The sequence below is a fragment of the Chitinophaga sp. S165 genome, assembly GCF_003182155.1.
GTDB lineage: Bacteria > Bacteroidota > Bacteroidia > Chitinophagales > Chitinophagaceae > Chitinophaga.
This window is the reverse complement of the sequence record NZ_QGTG01000002.1, coordinates 368,511-386,508: the sequence shown is the minus strand read 5'-3', so window position 1 is coordinate 386,508 and position 17,998 is coordinate 368,511. Positions and strand designations below refer to the sequence as shown.

Below are 17,998 nucleotides of genomic sequence, written 5' to 3'. Positions count from 1 at the left end.
CAGGTATGTGGCCGGCAGACTATCGACTCAGCTATGTATATTATTCTATCGATCCTGTTCCTGTTAGGTATTGTTTACGGTTATTTAATGTTTCGTTACGGACAGGGTTGGAAAAGATTACCTGCTTTCAGACCCGTGACTCCGGTAAGCGGCCATACAAAAGTAACAGTGATCATTCCCGCCAGGGATGAGGAAGAGAATTTGCCTCCACTGCTACAGGCGTTGAAAGCACAGACCTATCCTGCGCATTTATTTGAAGTGATTGTGATCGATGATTTTTCTACGGATCATACTGCTGCGATAGTAAAAGGTTTTCCTGCCGGTAATGTGCACCTGTTGCAATTGAGCCAGCACCTGAGTGCAGAACAGCGCCTGAATTCCTATAAGAAGAAAGCAATAGAAATGGCAGTGGAACGTGCAACCGGCGATATCATCATGACCACAGACGCTGATTGTGTAATGGGGCCTGAATGGATTACGCGAATGGTACAGTTCTATGAAACCTATCAACCGAAATTCATAGCAGCACCGGTTAGTTTCTACAAGGAGAATAACTTCTTCAAAATATTGCAGTCGCTGGACTTTATGACCATGCAAGGTATTACAGGCGCGCTGGCGGCATTGAAGTCGGGTACAATGTGTAATGGCGCTAACCTGGCATACGAGCGGAAGGTGTTTTATGAAGTAGGAGGTTTTAAGGGCATAGATAACATTGCCTCCGGTGATGATATGTTGCTGATGTTCAAGATCTACCGCGCTTATCCCGCTGGCGTATTATACATGAAAAGTGAAGAAGCTATTGTACGTACATTGCCGGTAGATACTTTCAAAGCATTTATGCATCAGCGTATCCGCTGGTCGTCCAAAGCAGATAAATACGATGATAAACGACTGACCTGGGTATTAGCGCTGGTCTACTTTTGGAATGTGGGGCTTTTACTGGCTGGTATAGCTGCGTTATTCCTGCCGGAATGGCGGATGTGGGTATTGGGAATGCTGGTATATAAGGTGTTGGTGGAGTTCTATTTTCTGATACCGGTAGCTCGTTTTTTCGATAAAACCAGTTTATTATCAAGGTTTATTCCCGGACAGTTCTTTCATATTCCTTACATTGTAGTGGCGGGTTGGTTAGGTAAGTTCGGGTCTTATCAGTGGAAAGGACGAAAAGTTAAATAGGGTATGTCTAACAGCAACAGCAGGTCATCATTTGGCAGGAATGCCTGGCGTAGATTACGGCGCAATACCGGCGCTGTAATAGGTATGCTGTTGATAGCTGCGGCTGTGCTCATTAGTGTGCTGGCTTATCTGCTGGCGCCAGACGGTACGCCTTATGCCAACAGGATGATGCTGGAAACCGGAGGGAAAAAGCCTGGTTTCAGCGTTCGTGTGCTGGCCATTCAGCAGGAGCGGCAGGTGAGCAGGGGGAACTTCTTTTCACGGTTAATGAAGGGGCAGCCCGATTCGGTTACCTATATCCCTATCCGTGACTGGCACTTCGCCGGAGATGAACTGATAGTAGAACGCTACCTGGATGAAGAGGAAACAGCGGTGGAACGCTATAGTTTAAGCAGGGTGCTGTTTGCAAAGGAGATCGTGCCTGGGAACAGCTTGAAGCAATGGCAGGAAGAGATTACTAACAACAGGATCAAAGAACGCACTTACTGGCTGGGTACGGATAAATTCGGAAGGGATATTCTGAGTCGGCTGCTTGTGGGAACGAGAGTGAGCTTGAGCGTAGGTTGTATAGCAGTTATCATTTCCCTTACCATTGGTATTTTACTGGGAGCAGTAGCCGGTTATTTCCGGGGCATGACAGACGATGTGGTGATGTGGCTGGTGAATGTGATATGGTCGGTGCCGACCTTACTACTGGTTTTTGCCATTACACTTGCATTGGGTAAAGGTTTCTGGCAGGTGTTCATTGCAGTGGGGCTGACCATGTGGGTGAACGTGGCAAGGATCATCAGAGGGCAGGTGCTGGCATTACGGGAACTGCCTTTTATTGAAGCCACCAGGGCGCTGGGTTTTGGTCATACGCGTACAATAGTAAAACACATTCTCCCCAACATTCTCGGACCAGTGATGGTAGTAGCTGCCGGCAATTTTGCCACCGCCATTGTGGTCGAGGCAGGACTTAGCTTTCTGGGCGTAGGAGTACAGCCTCCGCAGCCGTCCTGGGGACTGATGATCAAAGAGAATTACAATTTTATCATTACTCATAATCCTATGTTAGCGTTAATTCCGGGATTAGCCATTATGCTGATGGTATTGGCCTTTAATCTTTTAGGGAACGGATTGAGAGATGCTATGGATGTACGACAGTGAGTACTTGTTTCGCATTAAAAAAACGAGTAATTTTACTTTATCCATAATTTTTTACTATGCCTTTGAAATCATATCTTTTTACTGTACTAGCCCTGTTTGCATTGACGTTTTCTGCCTGCAAAAAGAAAGGAGCTATAGAACCTAAACCTGAAGAAGAAGGTCTGAAGGTAACTTTAGAAAATGTAGCAGAAGGACAATATACCGCCTCCCCCGGTAGTAGTTACACTTTCCAGGTTAAGATCGATTCCAAAATGCCTGAAGCAGGTGTAAACATTAAAGTAGAAGCGATCACTGATCCGGGAGGAGTTGTTTTTCCTCAAAACCCGGTAGCGCCTTCAAAAGACAGCGTGATAGATGTTACGCTCGTCGGACTGGAAGCACCACGGACTGTAAAGGTGACCATCACCATTACTTCTGGCGGAAATGAGAACAACAAGATTGTTAAGACTTTCTGGATCACGAATAAGTCGGACGAATAAAGTTAAAATAGTATCACCTTACGGTGCTGCATGAAATGATATAATAGAGCCGGGTCCTTTAACAGTAAGGGTCCGGCTTTTTTTTAATTAAACTCAGGTCCAACCAGATCCCTTGCTCCTCTTATCGCATTCCTGGACCAAATGGTTTCGACAATCCGAACTTACCACTTACATCAAAATAGACTACAACATCTATCGCTTATCCTTTCTGCGGCGTACAGACATGGTATCTATCGTGTTGATATAAGGCTACTAAAAGGGTATCAAAAGGACATTAAGAGGTCATTTATATATCAAATCGATATTGAAGTGACCTTTAAATGATATTTTAATGCCAATTTAGTATCCTTATATGTACCTTAGAGAAGAGATATAGCAAACTTGTAGTACTAACCTCAAAACGACCTTTTTATGGCCATTGTTAAAAAAGTGGATAGACATACCCGTGACTTTCCCTGTCGGCTTGTAGTTGGTACTCATTCATTTCACTGTCAATATTAGTTATACTGACCCTCCAGGTTCTAAACTTTGATCTGATACAACCGGGGAAGGAGAAGCGAAGATGCTCCATAGAAACAAAATGGCAACTTCAACTTTTTAATAGTATTTTAACCCTGCATTCCTGTAAATCATCCGCCGTAATACTTATTTCTCCATAGCTTTGCACCTGCAGAATAAGCAGCCAAACTATGCGTATAGGAGTGAATGCCTCCTGTTTGTTGCAGGATAGCCCTGCAGATACAGGTAATATTGTAAAAGATCTACTGTCAGGATTGAGCCGGTTACACCCGGAGCACAGTTTCATTTTCTTTTTTGATCAGGCGCCGCCGGCTGACTTGCTGTGGCCGGAGAATGTGACGACGGTGGTAGTACCACGTAAGGGAGACCGTAGCTGGCAGCAATACCTGTGGTCGGAATGGAAACTGGTCAGTGCTATTAAGAAAGAACGGCTGGACCTTTTTCTGGGTATGGACGGGCAGTTGCCTTTGCGAAGCAAGACGCCTGCTCACCTGGTGATCGGAGATATGGGCTTTATGCACAGCGTAGCAGGGATATCCGCATCCAGGCAGCGTTTCCTGAAGAAGAACCTGGCCAGGTATATTCAACAGGCGAAAAAAGTGATCGTACTTTCACATGCACTGGAGCAGGACGTATTGCAGTATGCGCCTGACGCGGCAGCGAAGCTGAAGGTGTTGTTACCGGCTATTGACAGTAGCTACCAGCCATTGCAATGGGAAGACAGGGAAGATGTAAAGAGCACTTATGCCGGTAGTGTGGAATATTTTGTGGCGGTAGGCAGCATCCATCCAAAAAATAACCTGATGCCGTTGCTCAAGGCTTTCTCAGCATTGAAGCGCCGTCTGCATTCCAATATGAAATTATTGCTTGTAGGTTCGGAAACACCGGCAGGGGCAGAAATTACCGGCTCATTAAGTTCCTACAAATACCGGAATGACGTTATCTTGATGCCCGATGCCGATCAGGAGACGCTGGCAAAAGTAGTGGCTGGCGCTTATGCATTGGTATATTCTACCCGCTTTGCAGGTGTGGCCATGCCGGTATATGCAGCCATGCAGTGTGAAGTGCCGGTTATTGCCCTCGAAGGTGTTGCGGCAAGGGAAGCAGGAGGGGAAGGCGTACTTTATGCCGATCCCGAGAGCCTGGAAGACCTGGCAGATAAAATGTGTCTATTATATAAAGACGAGGAGCTGAGAAGCCGCTTGTTAAATAAGATCAGGAAAACCGACCGGGCGGGAGCATTTGAGACACTGATAATAGATTAGCCAATTAGTAGTAAATTTGCGGTTCTTAAAATTTGGGAACAAATAATATCATGGGAAAGACATCTACCATACAGATTCAGGTGGGACTGGACAATGACAGGATACCTGAGAAGATAGAATGGAGGGCGACTGACAGCTCTGAAGCAGACCGTTTCCAGCAGGCCAAGGCGATGCTGATCTCTTTTTGGGATGGTGGAGACAAAACTGCCCTGCGCATAGATTTATGGACGAAACAAATGATGGTGGATGAAATGGCTGATTTCTTTTTCCAGACATTAATGACCATGGCTGATACTTATCAGCGCGCAACGCCATATAAAGACCAGGCGGATGACCTCCGTGCCTTTGCCAAGGACTTCTATAAGAAGTTCGAAGAAAAGCAGAAGCAGGAACAATAGGCCATAAACCTTAAAACAACCACATATGTCATTAGAATTAAATGTCAACGCCGCCATTAAGGCAGCGATGCTGGCAAAGAGCGAAGCCGAGCTGCGTGCACTGCGCGCTATTAAGGCCGCCGTGTTGCTGGCCAAAACAGCAGAAGGTGGTGGAGCAGAACTGACAGAGAGCGACGAAACAAAGCTCCTGCAGAAACTGGCAAAACAAAGGAGAGACTCCCTGGAGATTTTCCGTCAGCAGAACCGTGAAGACCTGGCAATAAAAGAGGAGGAAGAACTGGTGGTGATCGAAAAATACCTGCCAAAACAAATGGACGAAGCGGAGCTGAAAGCTGCTATTACAGAGATCATTGCAACAACAGGCGCCAGTTCACCTGCCGATATGGGTAAGGTGATGGGTGTAGCTACGAAACAACTGGCCGGAAAGGCAGATGGTAAGGCTATCTCCGCGCTGGTAAAAGAACTGTTGGCTAAATAAATATCGGATACCGGATAGCTACGAAGATCAAGATCTTGTCAGTTATCCGGTATTTTCCCTTTTATCCTATTGAAATCATGGGCATAGATATAGTTTTCGCCATCCTCATGGTACTAGCCATATATAAAGGATACAGCCGGGGGCTTATCGTAGCTGTCTTCTCCTTCATTGCAGTCACTCTGGGACTTGCAGCCGCGTTGAAACTCACTACAGTGACGGCCCTGTATGCACAGGAACATTGGGGGATCCATACACGTTGGTTACCGGTTTTATGCTTTATCGCGCTATTTGCAGGGGTGGTGTTCGCCGTCAGGTTCATCGCTACCCTTATTCAAAAAATAGCGGAAGTGGCTATGTTGGGATGGTTAAACAAATTAGGTGGAATTATATTATATAGTGCTATCTTTATCATCGTATATAGCATCCTTTTATGGATTGCGAATCAACTGTACTGGTTAAGCCCGGAACTTAAGATGCAGTCTGTAGTCTATCCCTACATAGAGCATCTGGGACCGGCAGTTATGAATTTATGGGGAAAAGTTGTTCCTGTTTTTAAAGATATGTTTGAAAATCTACAGTCATTTTTTGACAATGCAGCGAGAGAATTACAATCTACTTAGCTCGCTTCAAAGATTATTTGAATTAATAAAAAGAATTATTTTAGCGCAAAATTGACTTTCAAGCTTTGGCAATGGTTTACGAAATTAAAACACAGGGAAAGTTTAAATTCATTGAGGAAGGAGAGGGGGAGCCATTAGTACTGTTGCATGGGTTATTCGGTGCGATGAGCAACTTTGGTGGTTTGATCGATTATTTCCGTCAGTACAACAAAGTGGTGGTGCCGCTTTTACCGCTGTTTGATCTGAATATTCTGGACACGTCTGTATCAGGACTGGCAAAATACGTTCATAAGTTTATCGAAACGATGGGTTATACCAACGTACACATCCTGGGTAACTCACTGGGAGGGCACGTAGGTCTCGTATACCTGCTGAAACATCCTGAAGCTCCTGTTAAATCCTTGATACTCACAGGTAGCTCCGGTTTGTTTGAGAATGGAATGGGAGAAACATATCCTAAACGCGGTGATTACGAATACATCCGTAAAAAGACAGAACTTACGTTCTATGATCCTGCAATGGCTACCAAAGAACTGGTGGACGAAGTGTTCGATATCACCACTAACCGCCTCAAGGTGATCAAGATCATCACCCTGGCAAAATCCGCTATCCGCCATAATCTTGGTGAGGAACTGCGGGATATTAAAATACCTACACTGCTCGTTTGGGGATTGAACGATACTGTTACACCGCCAATGGTAGGTGAAGAGTTCAAAAAGCTCATCCCTAATTCTGAATTATATTTTATTGATAAATGTGGCCACGCACCTATGATGGAGCAGCCGGAAGAATTTAACAAAATTCTGCATCCTTTTCTTGAGAAGTTAAAGCAACAATAGAAGCTGAACCTAATAGAAAAGTCAACGCTATAAACCTGCGCGAATAAAGATTTTACGAGAGGCTGTCTGCTTAAGCGGACAGCCTCTTTGCATTGTAATAAAAAGATTCCCGGTCTCCCATGTAACAAACCGTAATAACCTGGCGTTTCGTATATATAAACAGTGTACCCGCTTATCACAATTCTTTTGTGTAAAGGCACTGTTCCCGATTCTTTTCTTATTATTGTATCATAATAGCGCAATACAGCATGCTTGCAAGAGATCTCATATCAACGGTTGTTCCTATTCTGCATCCTCTGGATCCAGGGTCAAGGGCGCTGCGCCTGATGAATGAATATCATCTGACGCAATTGCCGCTGGTATTAGAGAACAAGTACCTGGCACTCGTGGAGGAAGATGATATACTGGACCTGGAAGATCAGGAAGTGGCGTTGGAAAACATGGAATACAATGGCCCCAAACCGGCTATTGCAGAGAATGCGCATTTCTTCGAAGCAGTGCGTCTCTTCCATGAAATGAAACTCACCGTACTGCCTGTCATCAGCCATGAAAAAGAATACATCGGTGTTCTTACAAAAGACAGCCTGCTGTCTGCCCTGGCACAATACAACGGAGTAAAAGAACATGGTGGCATCCTGGCGCTGGACCTCGATCCCCGTGATTATAGCCTCAGTGAAATTGCCCGTATAGCAGAATCGAATGATGTTACCTTATTAAGCGTAAGCACCATCACAAATCCTGTTTCCGGCCGACTGGAAGTGTTGTTGAAAACGAACAGGCAGGAATTGCAGGGATTGCTCGCTACTTTCGAACGGTTCAATTATATTATTAAATATACCATTACTGAAGAGCAGGAAGAAGATCTGCTGAAAAAGAATTACGACCTGTTGATGAATTACATCAGTATGTAATAGTTAACCAGGTAGATGCGACAAAGCGAAACACACATGTGTTTCGCTTTTTTGTTTTTTCTATCGCAGATTACCGCCAGATTAAGCCTCCGTAGATTTGGACAAGTTCCCGGCATGCTGCGGGACTGATTTTCTCCTATATCCGTAATCGTGAACTTAATGACAGCAAGACCGTTTTTATGAACGGAGAAGTAGGAATGGATCTCCGTCTTTTTATAATTCTTGTCCGCGTGTTGGGTACAGTATAAATCAGTTAGATCAAAAAGGGCTACTTTTACACACTAAACTGGATATGTAATAGCTGCAATCACCCGCAGCGCTATCAAGAACCGATTATGCAAATTGCTATTTACAGCCGAGGATTTGTACCTGAAGACCTGCCTATTATCCAGCTGCTGCTGGATGAATTAGCGAGGGAGGAAATGGAGACCGTCATTTATCAACCTTTCTGCGAAGCGCTGCAGCCGTACATCCGGTATAGCAAATCACCCGCTACTTTTTGTTGTGCGGCCGACCTGCACGGGCAGGCGGATATCCTTGTGAGTCTCGGAGGAGACGGCACCCTGCTGGATACCGTGTGTTATGTAAGGGACACAAATGTGCCGGTACTGGGGATCAATTTCGGGCGGCTGGGTTTCCTGGCCAGCATCGGGAAAGAGGCCATCGGCGCAGTGGTGCAGGCTTTAAAGCAACGTACATATGTGGTGGATAGACGTGCCTTGCTGCACCTCGATTCCAATATAGGGCTTTTCGGAGAAGTGCCTTACGCGCTGAATGACTTTACTATCCATAAGAAGGATACGTCCAACATGGTAAAGATCCACACTTACCTGAATGGAGAGTTCCTGAACACTTACTGGGCGGACGGGCTGATAGTAGCCACGCCTACAGGATCTACCGGGTATTCCCTGAGTTGCGGCGGGCCTGTGGTATTCCCTGATGCCGGCAGTTTTGTGATCACTCCTGTAGCACCACATAACCTCAATGTAAGGCCGATCATCGTGCCTGACAATAACGTGATCTCGTTCGAAGTAGAAGGTCGTAGTGACCAGTTCCTGTGTACCCTGGACTCGAGAATGGAGACCATTGACAATACCGTGCAGCTGGCCATTAAGAAAGAAGATTTCAAAATCAGTCTCTTACGTCTTGATGATAGCAATTTTCTACATACCTTGCGGAATAAGTTGCTTTGGGGTATCGATACCCGCAACAGATTAAAATAATCATACTGTCCAGATAGCTGTTAATTAGCACATTAAGTTTTTTCATTACATTTGTTTGATTTATTTAATACCAAAAGCAGGGATAATCGCGTTTAAGGAATTATCGTCGCGTTAAGCAGTACCGATCTATGGGTAAACCTTACTTTTTCTTCAAGTGTTTCTTAAAGTCCGGCCTCGTAGCAGTGATATCCCTGTTCCTGACGCCCGCCTTTGCGCAGAATGAGCTGACATATACCGGAGAACTGGGTTTTTCAGTGGGTGCTGCTCATTATTTTGGCGATCTCAATACCAGAGGCGCTTTGAATGCTCCAAAGCCTTCTATTGGCGTGTATTACCGCAAGTATATGAATGATTATGTGGGGGTGAGGGTACATGGCCGTTTTATGCAATTGGGGTATTCCGATATTTATAACAGTAATGACTTCCAGAGAAGACGGAACCTGAGTTTTAATACCAATCTGTTCGAGCTGGGAGTACAGGGTGACTTCAACTTCTTCCGGTTTGAACCGGGCTCTCAATACTACCGTTTTACTCCCTATTTTACCGGCGGAGGGTCTTTCTTCTACTTTAACCCTTACGCTTATCTGAATGGCCGGAAATACCGCTTACAACCGCTTCGTACGGAAGGGCAGGGTAGCGCCATGTACCCGGAAAGGAAACCTTACGGCCTGACCTCTTTTGCCTTTACACTGGGAGGTGGTTTTAAGTATAACCTTTCCCGCAAGGTGAACCTGGGCCTGGAGGTTTTGTACCGCTTTACCCAGACAGACTACCTGGACGATGTAAGCACTACTTATGCCGGACCAGCAGTATTCCCGCCTGATGCTCAGGGACATACGACAGCGGCCTATTTGCTGCAGGACAGGTCTTATGCTACCGGGGAACGTATCGGGGTGGCCGGAAGGCAACGGGGAAACAGCCGTGATAAGGACCAGTTTGTTACCGCAGAGTTAACTATCGCCATTTTATTTACCTCTTACAGATGTAAATTCTAGTTTCGCAGTCATGGACAGCCTGTTTGCAGTTCAATAACGGCATTTTGCCTATTTTGTGAAATTTCTATAACAGGTTTTTAGCGCTAAACTGCGATCAGTAAAGGATTTCGCTGTTAAAACTACGTTAAAACCCCCCATCCCCCTTTGCCGGGAAAGGCATAATTCTATTTTTGTATCTTTGCAAACTTTACTAAAAATCTGTATCGATATATAATCCGCCGGAGATACTCATGAGTTTGAAGGATAAATTAGACTTGCAACGGTTACCACGACATATTGCCATCATTATGGATGGAAATGGCCGCTGGGCGAAAGAGCGTGGCCAGGACAGACTTTTCGGACACCATGAGGGCGTCGAAAGTGTCCGTAATATTACCGAGGCCTGCGCTGAATTAGGTATCGGGTATCTTACCTTATATGCTTTTTCTACCGAAAACTGGGACAGACCCGTTTACGAAGTGAACGGGATTATGGAATTACTCGTAAATACGATCCGCAATGAGGTAGCTACGCTCATGAAGAATAATATCAGGCTGCATGTGATCGGGGACATGAACATGCTGCCTGGGAACTGTAAGAATGAGATGGAAGAGGCAATGTCCATGACCGCTCAGAATACAGGGCTTAATCTTGTGATGGCCCTTAGTTACAGTGCCCGTTGGGAGATTGTAAATGCCGCAAAGAATATAGCGCAGGACGTAAAAGACGGCAAACTTGCACCAGAAGCCGTAACCCCGGAAATGTGGCAGCAATATCTGTGTACCGCTGCACTGCCCGACCCGGAACTAATGATCAGGACCAGTGGAGAATGCAGGATCAGTAACTTTTTACTATACCAGCTGGCCTATGCGGAGCTCTATTTTACGGACACGCGTTGGCCGGATTTCCGCAAAGAACACCTTTACGAAGCCATCCTAAATTTTCAGAACAGAGAAAGGCGCTTTGGCAAAACAAGCGAACAAATACAGCAGAATGAAGAAATTATTTCCTAAGAGCCTACTGGCCATAGTTTTATGTTGCAGTGCCGGCATTCGTGTGTCCGCTCAAACCAGAGACACCATTGCTCCTGCGCCTGACCAGCAACCGGCGGGATTAAATTTGCCATTGGGAAATTCTCAACCACAGCAATACGAAATTGCTGACATCACTATATCCGGTACCCAATACCTGGATAAGTCGCTGCTGGTTTCCTTGTCTGGCCTGAATGTAGGAGACAAGATCGTTTACCCTGGCGGTGACCAGTTTGCAAAGGCCATCCAGAGTCTCTGGGGCCAGCGTTTGTTTGCTAACGTAGCCATTTATGTTACTAAAATCGAGGATGGAAAGATCTGGCTGGAAATAGACCTGCAGGAACGTCCCCGTCTGAATAACTTCGTCTTCAGAGGCGTTAAGAAATCCGAAACAGAAGAGCTGATCAAAAAAGCTGCACTGCGTAAAGGTTCCGTTGTAACTGAAAGTATGAAGCAAAATGCTATCGGCGTGATCTCAAAACATTACGCAGATAAAGGTTATCGCAATGCTGCGGTGAACATTAATGAAAGAATAGATACTTCTCAGGTAAATGCTGCCGATCTCGTGATCACCGTTATGAAAGGTGGTAAGACCAAGGTGAATGATATATTCGTTGTCGGTAACAACAATATCGGCGATTCAAAGGTGAAGAAGAAAATGAAAGGTACTAAAGAACGTACCCGCTTCACCCTGTATCCTGATTCCGAACCGGTATATGCTGATTCAGCTGACCTGCAGGAGAACTACTGGAAAACTTTTGGTTTCCTGTATCCTTCCCGCACACTCGATCAACTGGACCCTTACTTCCGTTTCAAACTGTTCTCTTCCGCGAAATTCAACGAAGGAAAGTATGCTGAAGACAAAGAGAAAGTAATTTCTTACTATAATACCCAGGGTTACCGTGATGCCGTGCTGGTAAGGGATACTGTTTATGGTTCCCGTAATGGTGGTGTGAATGTGAGCATGGAGATCAACGAAGGTAAAAAATATTACTTCGGTAACATTACCTGGAAAGGTAACTCCCGTTATAATGACTCCCTGCTGACCCGCGTACTTGGTATCAAGAAAGGAGATGTTTACAACCAGGAATTACTGCAGAAACGTTTATTATCTTCCGAAGGTGGTGACATCGGCGGTATGTATATGGACTACGGTTACCTGTTCTTCCGTGCCGATCCTGTGGAAATTGGTATCCACGGAGATACGATCGACTACGAAGTAAGGATCTCTGAAGGTCCGCAGGCAACTATCAAGGAAGTACGTATTGCCGGTAACGAAAAAACCAACGAGCACGTAATCCGTCGTGAGCTGCGTACCCTACCGGGTGAAAAGTTCAGCCGTACAGACCTGATCCGTTCTAACAGGGAAATCGCGAACCTCGGTTTCTTCAACCCTGAGAAAATAGGTATGGACCCTGTACCTAACGTTCAGGATGGAACTGTGGATATTAACTATACCGTGGAAGAAAAAGCCAATGACCAGCTGGAACTTTCTGCAGGCTGGGGTGGTTATATCGGTCTGACCGGTACGCTCGGTGTAACGTTCAACAACTTCTCCCTGCGTAACATCTTTAATAAACAAACATGGGATCCTTTACCAAGTGGCGACGGACAGAAATTATCTGTACGTGTGTCTTCCAATGGTAAAGCATATCGTTCATATAACTTCTCTTTCACCGAACCATGGTTGGGAGGTAAAAAGCGTAACCAGTTCTCCGTTAGCTTCTACAGCAGCTACCAGAACCCGAACGCTTATTCAGCATATATATATGGTAGCACCCTTTCCAACAATGCATACTTTAAAGTATTGGGTGGATCAGTATCACTGGGTAAACAGCTGAAATGGCCGGATGACTATTTCACCCTGATATACTCTGTTAACTATCAGCAGTATAAACTGAAGAACTATAACTATTTCAATATCCCTGGTTTCTCCAGCGGTACATCCAATAACGTCAACCTGAAGTTGACACTGGCCCGTTCATCTGTGAATCAGCAGATCTATCCGAGCAGTGGTTCCAACTTCCTGTTGTCAGGACAGTTCACACCACCGTACTCCTTATTTAACCCAAGCAGGGATTACAAACTGGAGTCTATCAGTGATCAGTTCAGTTTCATCGAGTACCAGAAATATCGTTTCAATGCGGAATGGTATGTGCCTTTGACTAAACCTAAGGGTTCGGACAACAAAGTGTTTGTATTGAAAGTGGCTGCTAAATTCGGTTACATCGGCCGTTATGATAATCGTACAACATTGTCGCCGTTTGGCCGTTTTGAATTGGGTGGTGATGGTCTGAGTAACTTTGCGATATATGACCGTGATATCATTTCCCAGAGAGGTTATCCGGTATACTATACCTCCGATCCTAAACAGAACCAGGAAACCGGTCAGCCGACAGGTTATGAAGGCTTCACTGTTTTCAACAAGTACATCATGGAGTTGCGTTATCCGTTCAGTCTGAACCCAAGCTCTACCATCTTTGGTCTGGCGTTCATAGAAGCAGCTAACGGTTACAGGGATGTGAAAGACTACAATCCGTTCAGGTTACGCCGTTCAGCAGGTCTGGGTATGCGTTTCTACCTGCCGATGTTTGGTCTGCTTGGATTTGACTATGGTATCGGCTTCGATCGTATCCAATCTGGCAACGGTCTGAAAGATGCAGCTAAGTTCACCTTCATGCTGGGCTTCGAACCGGAATAATAGATCTGATCAGCCGGTTTGCTGCTCTATGTTGAATGACTATCTGGTAGTCAATGGATAAGAAAGGATTACGAAGCAGATGGATATGGACATAAAGTAGTAGATGGGAATGATGTTTGAATAAATTATAAATTATATATTGCGAATTCGAACATTGGTTCCAAATTGGCAGGTAATTTGAAAACGAGAAAATATGAAAAAAATATCCCTCATAGCCGCCGTTCTGTTCAGTTGCACATTCACGGCTTTTGCACAGCGTTACTGTGTGATAGATACAAAATACATCCTGGACAATGTGCCTGACTATAAGGAAGCACAGACAAAACTGGATGCGGTGGCTGAACAATGGCAGAAAGAAATAGATGCCAAGTTCCTGGAAGTTGATAAGATGTACAAGTCTTACCAGGCGGAACAGGTAATGTTAACAGAAGAATTGAAGCACAAGCGCGAAGATGAAATAGTGGCGAAAGAGAAAGAAGCTAAGGACCTGCAGAAGAAACGCTTTGGATATGAAGGAGATCTTTTCAAGAAACGTGAAGAATTAGTGAAACCCGTTCAGGATAAAGTCTACAATGCAGTGCAGAAATTAGCTGCTTCAAGAATGTATGATTTCGTACTGGATAAATCGGGAGGTATTACGGTGATCTTCTCTGATCCGAAACTGGATAAGAGCGATGACATTTTACGCTCTCTGGGTATCAAGAAAGGCACAGCAGGCGAGTAATCTTTAAACCATTTTATAACCTTAGTTTTAGTATTAAAAGTTTTTTAAACACAGACAACATCATGAAGAAGTATGTAATTATTGCTTTCGTGGCAGTTTCAGGATTGTTCAGCGTAAATGCAATGGCTCAGTCCAAAGTTGGACATATTAACGCACAAGCTCTGATCGAGTCTATGCCGGAAGCACAGACTGCACAGAAAACACTGCAGCAGTTTGCAGAGGAACTGGATAAAGATGGTAAAGGGCTGATTGAAGAATACCAGAAGAAACTGAGCGAATTCGATAAAGGTGCAGCAACGATGACTGATAACATCAAGGAGATCAAAACTAAAGAGATCCAGACTGCACAGAAAAACATCCAGGACTATCAGGAATCTGCACAGCAGAAAATCGAAGCAAAACGTGGTGAGATCCTGAAACCGATCTACGACAAAGCACGTAAAGCGATCGAAGATGTAGCTAAAGAAAAAGGCTACGGTTATGTATTGGATAGTTCAGCAGGCGTATTGCTGGTTTCACCTGCAGGTGACGACCTCGCTCCGGCTGTTAAGCTGAAACTGGGTATCAAATAATTATATTATACCACAGGTATTAAAGTAATAGATCTGCCCCGGGGCTTCCGGGGCAGATTTTTTTAGAAAACACTTTACTATTTGAGAATTTTCCCTACCTTTGCCTTCCGTTTTAAAAACAGGATTCCGCAATCCGGGATAGTGTTTAGTATAGTACAGGTAAAAACAAAATATTAAAATGAAACGTACTTTTCAACCGCATAACAGACGCAGAAAGAGCGTTCATGGTTTTAGAAAGAGAATGGAAACTGCTAACGGCCGTAAAGTATTAGCTTCCCGCAGAGCTAAAGGACGTAAGAAATTAACTGTTTCTGACGAGCGGAAGCTGAAATAGTAGAGAGCCGCTGCGTAACTGCTTAGCCTTGTGCTGGCAGGCTTTAAGGCTGGTTCTTGATAGAACAGAATTGTATCGATATTGGGTTGATAAATCAGACTTGCCATAAAAACTTATTCTTTTAACAAGGAAGAAAGGTTAAAAAGCAGAAAACTCATTGAAACGCTTTTTCGGGAAGGAAAAGCGTTTTCTGTTTTTCCCTACCGCGTAATCTATATGCCGGTAGATCAACCTGTGAATAAATACCCCGTACAGGCAGGTTTTACTGCCTCTACGAAGAAGTTCCCCCATGCGGTGGACCGGAACCGCGTAAAACGTCTTACGCGGGAATGCTGGCGCCTGCAAAAGCAGGACTTCTATGACGTACTGCAACAACACTCCAAACAACTGGCCATCTTCTTCATCTATACCGACAAGAAAATAGCCCCCTACGCCACCCTGCACCACAAAATTTCGGTAATTTTAAAGAAGCTGGAAAAAGAAGTAGTGCAATAATGAAAGTCTTCCAATATTTAAGTTACCCGTTTATATGGCTCATCAGGATCTACCAATGGGGCATCTCTCCCTTGCTGGGTAATAAATGCCGCTATACCCCCACCTGCTCGCAATATGGTGTGGAAGCCCTGCAAAAACACGGGCTGATCAAAGGCGGCTACCTGACCATTAAACGGATACTGTCCTGTAACCCCTGGGGTGGACACGGACATGATCCTGTACCCTGAACCAGGGAATGTGCCGCCAGCGGGAAATTTTACCCGTACTGACGGATGGAAGACCAGCATTTATAAGGATAGATCCCAATGTTTAACAGTTTATGTTTAATAGATTAAGTAAATTTCACACCAGAAGAATATTCTCATACTAACTGAATGACCTATGCGTGCATTTTTTCGTAGAAAAAGAAGGATAGTGCTGGTATTGGTACTGCTGGTGGCCGGCGGTATGAGTATCATGGCTTATAACGAGAAGGACAAGTACTTCGAAATAGCCAAGAACCTCGACATTTTCGCCGCCTTTTACCGCGAACTGAATACCTACTACGTGGATGAACTGCCCCCCGAAAAACTCATGTACAAGGGCATAGACGCCATGCTGGAAGAAACTGACCCATATACAGACTTTATTCCCGAAGAAAACCTGGACGAGCTGAAATTTATGGCTACCGGCAGGTACGGAGGAGTAGGGGTTTCAGTGAATACCGATAGCGAGCGCACCGTTATCACAGACGTATATGAAGGCAGTCCAATGGACAAAGCCGGTGTTAAACCAGGTGATATTATCCTGTCCCTGGACGGAAAGGCTACCAAAGGAATGGAACAGGAAGAGATCAGCCGGGTACTGAAAGGCACACCGGGTTCCACACTTGAAATGGTGACCAAACATCCCGTGACAGGTGCTGAAAGCAATAAAAAGATCGTCAGGGAAGAAATAAATGTAAGGGCAGTAAGTTTCTCCGGTATCACCGGCAGTGATATTGGTTATATCAGGATGACACAATTCACCGAAAACAGCGGAGAACTGGTGCAGAGCGCTTTTGAAGAGCTGAAGAAACAATACCCCACAATGAAAGGGCTGATCCTGGACCTGAGAGGTAACCCCGGTGGCCTGCTGGACGAAGCAGTAGCCGTAGCAAACATCTTTGTCGACAAAAATAAACTGATTGTCAGCACAAAAGGAAAGGTGAAAAGCTGGGATAGAGAATATAAAACGGAAGGTCCTGCTGTGGACGCTCATATTCCATTGGTGGTATTGACCAACCGTTCTTCTGCATCAGCTTCCGAAATTGTTGCAGGAGCCATTCAGGACCTCGATAGAGGCGTTATCATTGGTCAGCGTTCTTTTGGTAAGGGACTGGTGCAAACTACCCGTCCATTGCCTTATAATGCGAAACTGAAAGTTACCACTGCTAAATACTATACCCCAAGCGGCCGTTGCATACAGGCCATTGACTATTCCCACCGGAACAGCGATGGCGAAGTCGAATCCATGCCTGATTCCCTTCGCCGCTCTTTCAGCACAGTAGCTGGCCGTAAAGTGAAAGACGGAGGTGGTATTGAGCCGGATGATGCAGTAGATCCTACCTTACTCAGCCAGGTTGCTATTACCTTGTTGCGCAAACAATACATTTTTGACTACGCTACCCAATACTATTACAGCCATCCGAAAATAAGCGCCGCCAATAAATTTGTGCTCAGCGAAGAAGATTTCGGGGACTTCCTGAAATACCTGGATGGCCGTAACTATAACTACAAAACACGTAGTGAAGAGGCGCTGGAAGGTTTCCAGGCAACCGCCAGGAAAGAAAAGTACTATGATGCCGTGGCAAAAGAATTTGAAGCCCTGCAGGCCAAAATGAAACATGATAAGAAACAGGACCTGCTCAAAAATAAACAGGAGATCAAACGCTTATTGGAAGAAGAGATCGCTAACCGCTATTATATGCAGCGCGGGCGTATAGAAAAATCTTTGTCCAATGATAATGAAGTAAATGAGGCAATTGCGGTGTTACATGCGCCAGAACGCTACCAGCAATTATTAAAATAGTATTATCTTTTAGGTATAAATAGCCCATGAACAGCATTAAAAGGGTCTGTTTATGGGCTAT

General features: G+C 44.9%; 19 protein-coding genes. All 19 read left to right on the top strand.

Annotated elements, in window-relative coordinates:
- Window positions 1–33 precede the first annotated feature (33 nt).
- Complete coding sequence (locus tag C7475_RS09715) at window positions 34–1,176, top strand: glycosyltransferase (protein WP_110053167.1); 1,143 nt, start codon at window positions 34–36, stop codon at window positions 1,174–1,176.
- A 3-nt stretch (window positions 1,177–1,179) separates the two neighbouring features.
- The gene (locus C7475_RS09710) at window positions 1,180–2,325 is read left to right on the top strand and encodes an ABC transporter permease (protein WP_110053166.1); all 1,146 of its coding nucleotides are present in this window, start codon (window positions 1,180–1,182) and stop codon (window positions 2,323–2,325) included.
- A 56-nt stretch (window positions 2,326–2,381) separates the two neighbouring features.
- Window positions 2,382–2,804: a hypothetical protein gene (locus C7475_RS09705; RefSeq protein WP_110053165.1), complete on the top strand. Its 423-nt coding sequence runs from the start codon at window positions 2,382–2,384 to the stop codon at window positions 2,802–2,804.
- 689 nt (window positions 2,805–3,493) lie between these two features.
- Entirely contained in the window at window positions 3,494–4,588 is a 1,095-nt protein-coding gene (locus C7475_RS09700; RefSeq protein WP_110053164.1) for a glycosyltransferase, read from the top strand.
- A gap of 50 nt (window positions 4,589–4,638) precedes the next feature.
- Window positions 4,639–4,986, top strand: coding sequence for a gliding motility protein GldC (gldC, locus tag C7475_RS09695; protein WP_110053163.1), 348 nt, complete (start codon window positions 4,639–4,641; stop codon window positions 4,984–4,986).
- A 25-nt stretch (window positions 4,987–5,011) separates the two neighbouring features.
- Window positions 5,012–5,464: a GatB/YqeY domain-containing protein gene (locus C7475_RS09690; RefSeq protein ID WP_110053162.1), complete on the top strand. Its 453-nt coding sequence runs from the start codon at window positions 5,012–5,014 to the stop codon at window positions 5,462–5,464.
- A 77-nt stretch (window positions 5,465–5,541) separates the two neighbouring features.
- Window positions 5,542–6,084, top strand: a complete 543-nt coding sequence (locus C7475_RS09685) for a CvpA family protein (protein WP_110053161.1) — start codon at window positions 5,542–5,544, stop codon at window positions 6,082–6,084.
- Between the two features lie 71 nt (window positions 6,085–6,155).
- The gene (locus C7475_RS09680; protein WP_110053160.1) at window positions 6,156–6,923 is read left to right on the top strand and encodes an alpha/beta fold hydrolase; all 768 of its coding nucleotides are present in this window, start codon (window positions 6,156–6,158) and stop codon (window positions 6,921–6,923) included.
- Between the two features lie 248 nt (window positions 6,924–7,171).
- Window positions 7,172–7,834: a CBS domain-containing protein gene (locus tag C7475_RS09675; RefSeq protein WP_110053159.1), complete on the top strand. Its 663-nt coding sequence runs from the start codon at window positions 7,172–7,174 to the stop codon at window positions 7,832–7,834.
- 335 nt (window positions 7,835–8,169) lie between these two features.
- Window positions 8,170–9,057: an NAD kinase gene (locus C7475_RS09670; RefSeq protein WP_110053158.1), complete on the top strand. Its 888-nt coding sequence runs from the start codon at window positions 8,170–8,172 to the stop codon at window positions 9,055–9,057.
- Between the two features lie 128 nt (window positions 9,058–9,185).
- Complete coding sequence (locus tag C7475_RS09665) at window positions 9,186–10,052, top strand: DUF6089 family protein (RefSeq protein WP_110053157.1); 867 nt, start codon at window positions 9,186–9,188, stop codon at window positions 10,050–10,052.
- 230 nt (window positions 10,053–10,282) lie between these two features.
- Window positions 10,283–11,044, top strand: a complete 762-nt coding sequence (locus C7475_RS09660; protein ID WP_199236200.1) for an isoprenyl transferase — start codon at window positions 10,283–10,285, stop codon at window positions 11,042–11,044.
- A complete protein-coding gene (locus C7475_RS09655; protein WP_110053156.1) occupies window positions 11,025–13,763 on the top strand; it encodes an outer membrane protein assembly factor in 2,739 nt (912 codons plus the stop codon). Before C7475_RS09660 ends, C7475_RS09655 begins: the two co-directional genes overlap by 20 nt.
- A gap of 193 nt (window positions 13,764–13,956) precedes the next feature.
- Entirely contained in the window at window positions 13,957–14,487 is a 531-nt protein-coding gene (locus C7475_RS09650; protein WP_110053155.1) for an OmpH family outer membrane protein, read from the top strand.
- Window positions 14,488–14,549: 62 nt separating this feature from the next.
- Window positions 14,550–15,059 (top strand): OmpH family outer membrane protein, encoded by a 510-nt coding sequence (locus tag C7475_RS09645; protein ID WP_110053154.1) that lies wholly within the window; start codon window positions 14,550–14,552, stop codon window positions 15,057–15,059.
- Window positions 15,060–15,237: 178 nt separating this feature from the next.
- The gene (rpmH, locus tag C7475_RS09640) at window positions 15,238–15,393 is read left to right on the top strand and encodes a 50S ribosomal protein L34 (RefSeq protein ID WP_012788729.1); all 156 of its coding nucleotides are present in this window, start codon (window positions 15,238–15,240) and stop codon (window positions 15,391–15,393) included.
- A 93-nt stretch (window positions 15,394–15,486) separates the two neighbouring features.
- Window positions 15,487–15,888, top strand: a complete 402-nt coding sequence (locus C7475_RS09635) for a ribonuclease P protein component (protein WP_370445425.1) — start codon at window positions 15,487–15,489, stop codon at window positions 15,886–15,888.
- Window positions 15,888–16,115: a membrane protein insertion efficiency factor YidD gene (yidD, locus tag C7475_RS09630; RefSeq protein ID WP_110053152.1), complete on the top strand. Its 228-nt coding sequence runs from the start codon at window positions 15,888–15,890 to the stop codon at window positions 16,113–16,115. The genes C7475_RS09635 and yidD overlap by 1 nt, the downstream gene beginning before the upstream one ends.
- Before the next feature lie 154 nt (window positions 16,116–16,269).
- Window positions 16,270–17,937 (top strand): S41 family peptidase, encoded by a 1,668-nt coding sequence (locus C7475_RS09625; protein WP_110053151.1) that lies wholly within the window; start codon window positions 16,270–16,272, stop codon window positions 17,935–17,937.
- The last annotated feature ends 61 nt before the right edge of the window (window positions 17,938–17,998 follow it).

Coding starts and splice junctions, on each gene's coding strand:
- C7475_RS09650 (WP_110053155.1), top strand. CDS start 13,957: ATGAAAAAAATATCCCTCATAGCCGCCGTTCTGTTCAGTTGCACATTC.
- C7475_RS09680 (WP_110053160.1), top strand. CDS start 6,156: ATGGTTTACGAAATTAAAACACAGGGAAAGTTTAAATTCATTGAGGAA.
- C7475_RS09705 (WP_110053165.1), top strand. CDS start 2,382: ATGCCTTTGAAATCATATCTTTTTACTGTACTAGCCCTGTTTGCATTG.
- yidD (WP_110053152.1), top strand. CDS start 15,888: ATGAAAGTCTTCCAATATTTAAGTTACCCGTTTATATGGCTCATCAGG.
- C7475_RS09685 (WP_110053161.1), top strand. CDS start 5,542: ATGGGCATAGATATAGTTTTCGCCATCCTCATGGTACTAGCCATATAT.
- C7475_RS09700 (WP_110053164.1), top strand. CDS start 3,494: ATGCGTATAGGAGTGAATGCCTCCTGTTTGTTGCAGGATAGCCCTGCA.
- C7475_RS09670 (WP_110053158.1), top strand. CDS start 8,170: ATGCAAATTGCTATTTACAGCCGAGGATTTGTACCTGAAGACCTGCCT.
- gldC (WP_110053163.1), top strand. CDS start 4,639: ATGGGAAAGACATCTACCATACAGATTCAGGTGGGACTGGACAATGAC.
- C7475_RS09645 (WP_110053154.1), top strand. CDS start 14,550: ATGAAGAAGTATGTAATTATTGCTTTCGTGGCAGTTTCAGGATTGTTC.
- C7475_RS09710 (WP_110053166.1), top strand. CDS start 1,180: ATGTCTAACAGCAACAGCAGGTCATCATTTGGCAGGAATGCCTGGCGT.
- C7475_RS09660 (WP_199236200.1), top strand. CDS start 10,283: ATGAGTTTGAAGGATAAATTAGACTTGCAACGGTTACCACGACATATT.
- C7475_RS09655 (WP_110053156.1), top strand. CDS start 11,025: ATGAAGAAATTATTTCCTAAGAGCCTACTGGCCATAGTTTTATGTTGC.
- C7475_RS09715 (WP_110053167.1), top strand. CDS start 34: ATGTATATTATTCTATCGATCCTGTTCCTGTTAGGTATTGTTTACGGT.
- C7475_RS09690 (WP_110053162.1), top strand. CDS start 5,012: ATGTCATTAGAATTAAATGTCAACGCCGCCATTAAGGCAGCGATGCTG.
- C7475_RS09625 (WP_110053151.1), top strand. CDS start 16,270: ATGCGTGCATTTTTTCGTAGAAAAAGAAGGATAGTGCTGGTATTGGTA.
- C7475_RS09675 (WP_110053159.1), top strand. CDS start 7,172: ATGCTTGCAAGAGATCTCATATCAACGGTTGTTCCTATTCTGCATCCT.
- C7475_RS09665 (WP_110053157.1), top strand. CDS start 9,186: ATGGGTAAACCTTACTTTTTCTTCAAGTGTTTCTTAAAGTCCGGCCTC.
- rpmH (WP_012788729.1), top strand. CDS start 15,238: ATGAAACGTACTTTTCAACCGCATAACAGACGCAGAAAGAGCGTTCAT.